This window comes from Trebonia sp., from assembly GCF_049794275.1.
Lineage (GTDB): Bacteria > Actinomycetota > Actinomycetes > Streptosporangiales > Streptosporangiaceae > Trebonia.
On the sequence record NZ_JBARCR010000582.1, the window covers coordinates 1 to 3224 of the forward strand.

A 3224-nucleotide genomic window follows, 5' to 3' on the forward strand; every position below is an offset into this window, starting at 1 on the left:
TGACCTGGGCGCGCTCGGAGGGACTCGAACCCCCAACCTTCTGATCCGTAGTCAGATGCTCTATCCGTTGAGCTACGAGCGCACGGCTTATGAGTATACGGCAGCTGGCAGGCTCCCGGTGCGCGTAGACGTTACACGCACCGGGGCTGGCTTGACCTGGGTCTAGGGCTAATCCGCCTGGATCCAGCTGATCAGGTCCTCCCGGCTGACCGATTCAAGCAGGGCCGGATGGTCAGTGGACATGTGCCCGCGGATCATCCCGATCACCTGGTCATCGCTATCGCCGCGGGCCACGTAGCCGCATTCGCATCGGATCAGCTTCACCATCGCCTCCTAGCTATGGCTGTGTGCCTTAGCGTAATGCCAGGATGTTGGCGTGACCTTGGCGTCGTCACACCCCGTGCGGATCCAGATCTGCGGGCCGCTGGCCGTCGAGCGCGACGGCCAGCGCCTTGAGTCCGGGCTGCCCGGCCGTCAGGGACGGCTGCTGTTCACCTACCTGGTGGTCAACCGCCATCGCCATATCCCGCGCGACGAGCTGGCTGAGGCGCTGTGGCGCGAACCCGATCCCGCCGCGGTCGACACACGGCTGAATCCGCTGCTGTCCAAGTTGCGGCGGGTCTTCGGCGCCGATGCCGTGGACGGACGCTCCACCCTCCGGCTGTGCCTGCGCGATGCCTGGGTCGACCTGGAAGCAGCCGTCGATGCCATCCACCGGGCCGAATCCGCGGTCGCCCTGCAAGACTGGCCGCGGGCGTGGGGGCCGTCGCTCACCGCGCTGTTCGTTGCCGAGCGGGACTTCCTCCCCGGCGAGGATGCGCCCTGGATCGATCAGACCAGGCACCAGCTGACAGAACTGCGCCTGCGCGCCCTGGAGAGCTATACGGCAGCCGCACTGGGCGTCGGCGGCACCGAGCTCTCCAGCGCGGTCCGGACCGGCCGGCAGCTCACCCACCTGGCGCCGCTGCGGGAAAGCGGCTACCGCTACCTCATGCAGGCTCTCGCTGCCCAGGGCAACCTCGCTGAAGCCCTGGGTGTGTACAGCGAGCTGTGTGAGTGCCTGCGAGATCAGCTCGGCGTCTCACCCAGCCCGGCCACTCGCGAGCTCTACCAGCGCCTTCTCGCCGCAACCTGAGTCGCCGCCACCACCTGAGTGGCCGCCAAGGTTTCGCCAACCCTGCGACAAGTCTGGGACAACGTTGCGGCAATGCCGCCGTCGTACACCTGTGCCCAAGGAACCCAACGCAGGGAGGTTCACATGAAGACCACATCACTGAGGGATGAAGTCACGCGGCTCGCGGGCACCGGCGATGGCGTGCTGGTGGATCCGGAATGGCTGCACGCTCACCTGTCCGACCCGCGGGTCCGCGTGGTCGAGGTGGACGTCAGCCCGGCCGCCTACAACGACTGGCACATCGACGGCGCGACGCTGTGGAACGTCTACGCCGACTTGAAGGATGCCGACTACCACCTGGTGGATACCGCCGCGCTGCAACGGCTCGTCACGAGCTCGGGGATCGAGCCGGACTCCACCGTGGTGTGCTACGGGTACGCGCCCGCCCTGGGCCTGTGGCTGATGAAGCTCTACGGGCACCGCGACGTGCGCATCCTGAACTGCTCACGCGACACCTGGCGGGCGGGCGGCCACCCGTGGAGCACCGCCGCGAGCGAACCGGCGCCGGGCGGCTGGCGCCTCGACGACGAGGATTCCCGCATCCGCGCGAACCTGGCAGCGGTGCGGGAGGCCATCGGCCAGCCAGGCATCACGCTGGTGGATGTGCGCTCCGCGGCTGAGTACGCGGGAGAGCGCTTCTGGCCATCGGGCGGCATGGAACCAGGCGGCCGCGCCGGGCACATGCCGTCGGCCGTGCACCAGCCCGTCGACGGTCTCTACCGCGAAAACGGGTCGTTCCGCCCCGTCGCGGAGCTGCGCGGCCTGTTCGCGCCGGAGGTCCTGGATGGCAGCGGGGAGCTGATCACCTACTGCACCATCGGCGGGCGCGCCGCCACCGCCTGGTTCGTGCTCACCCACCTGCTCGGCCGCGAGCGGGTCCGCGTCTACGACGGGTCCTGGGCCGAATGGGGCCGTACGCCCGGCACTCCCGTCGAAGCACCTAACCCCTGAACAAGAACTCACGACCTGACAGTCGCCACACATCAAGCACAAGGAGGCTCATCATGGCTGTCGACATGGACAAGCTGCAGGAGTTCCTCGGCCGGTTCGTCTCCGACCTGGGCGCTACCTTCGCGGCAGGCAGTGTAGTCACCGGACACCACCTCGGCCTGTACCGGGCGCTGGCCGGTCACCCTGCCACCGCCGCTGAACTGGCCGAGCGGACCGGCACCAGTTCCCGGTACGTCGCCGAATGGCTGCGCGGCCAGGCGGCCGGCGGGTACGTGGACTACGACCCGGCGACCGACACGTACTCGATGACCGAGGAGCAGGCGTTCGCGCTCGCGAACCCGGACGGCGGCGTATACGTTCCCGGGGCGTTCGTGCTCGCGCTCGGCATGCTGAAGTCCGAGCCGCGGATTACCGAGGCGTTCCGCACCGGCGGCGGGATGGGCTGGCACGAGCACGACGAGAACGTCTTCATCGGCTGCGAGCAGTTCTTCCGTCCCGGCTACATCGCCAACCTGATCCCGTCCTGGATCCCGGCGCTTGACGACGTGCAGGACAAGCTCCGGGCCGGCGCCAGGGTAGCCGACATCGGCTGCGGGCTCGGCGCGTCCACGATCCTGCTGGCCCAGGAGTACCCGAACTCCCGGTTCACCGGCTCGGACTATCACGACCAGTCGATCGAGATCGCCCGCAAGCGGGCCGCCGACGCCGGCGTCGCGGACAGGATCAGCTTCGAGGTCGCTTCCGCGGCTGGTTTCTCCGGCGCTGGCTACGATCTGGCCGCCACGTTCGATTGCCTGCACGACATGGGCGATCCGCTCGCCGCCGCCCGGCACGTCCGCCAGGCGCTCAAGCCGGATGGCACCTGGCTGGTCGTGGAGCCGTACGCGGCCGACGAGGTGGCCGGCAACCTCAATCCGGTGGGGCGGATCTACTACAACGCGTCCACGCAGCTTTGCGTGCCGAACGCGCTGTCCCAGCCCGGCGGCTACGCGCTCGGCGCCCAGGCAGGCGAGGCCGCCATCAGGCAGGTCACCACCGAGGCCGGATTCACCAGGTTCCGCCGGGCCGCCGAGACGCCGTTCAACCTCGTTTACGAGGT

The 3224-nt window shown here is 68.7% G+C and carries 4 protein-coding genes and 1 tRNA gene; 3 read left to right on the plus strand and 2 right to left on the minus strand.

Annotation, left to right across the window (positions count from 1 at the left end; translation table 11 throughout):
• Positions 1-9: 9 nt before the first annotated feature.
• Together WA805_RS15740 and WA805_RS15745 are read right to left on the minus strand one after the other, a co-directional pair.
• A tRNA-Arg gene (locus tag WA805_RS15740) sits at positions 10-82 on the minus strand.
• A gap of 86 nt (positions 83-168) precedes the next feature.
• On the minus strand, positions 169-327 hold the full coding sequence (locus WA805_RS15745; RefSeq protein ID WP_424561384.1) for a hypothetical protein: 159 nt from the start codon (positions 325-327) through the stop codon (positions 169-171).
• A gap of 49 nt (positions 328-376) precedes the next feature.
• Between WA805_RS15745 and WA805_RS15750 the strand changes: the two genes are divergently transcribed.
• From WA805_RS15750 to WA805_RS15760, 3 genes are all read left to right on the plus strand, one after another.
• Positions 377-1135, plus strand: a complete 759-nt coding sequence (locus WA805_RS15750; protein WP_425242700.1) for an AfsR/SARP family transcriptional regulator — start codon at positions 377-379, stop codon at positions 1133-1135.
• A 123-nt stretch (positions 1136-1258) separates the two neighbouring features.
• Positions 1259-2125, plus strand: coding sequence for a sulfurtransferase (locus WA805_RS15755; protein WP_425242701.1), 867 nt, complete (start codon positions 1259-1261; stop codon positions 2123-2125).
• A 53-nt stretch (positions 2126-2178) separates the two neighbouring features.
• Positions 2179-3224, plus strand: a 1046-nt coding sequence (locus WA805_RS15760; protein ID WP_425242702.1) for a class I SAM-dependent methyltransferase, incomplete at its 3' end; no start/stop codon positions are given.

Excerpts from the sequence above, each read along its gene's own strand:
- WA805_RS15745 (WP_424561384.1), bottom strand. The coding sequence starts at position 327 with ATGGTGAAGCTGATCCGATGCGAATGCGGCTACGTGGCCCGCGGCGAT.
- WA805_RS15755 (WP_425242701.1), top strand. The coding sequence starts at position 1,259 with ATGAAGACCACATCACTGAGGGATGAAGTCACGCGGCTCGCGGGCACC.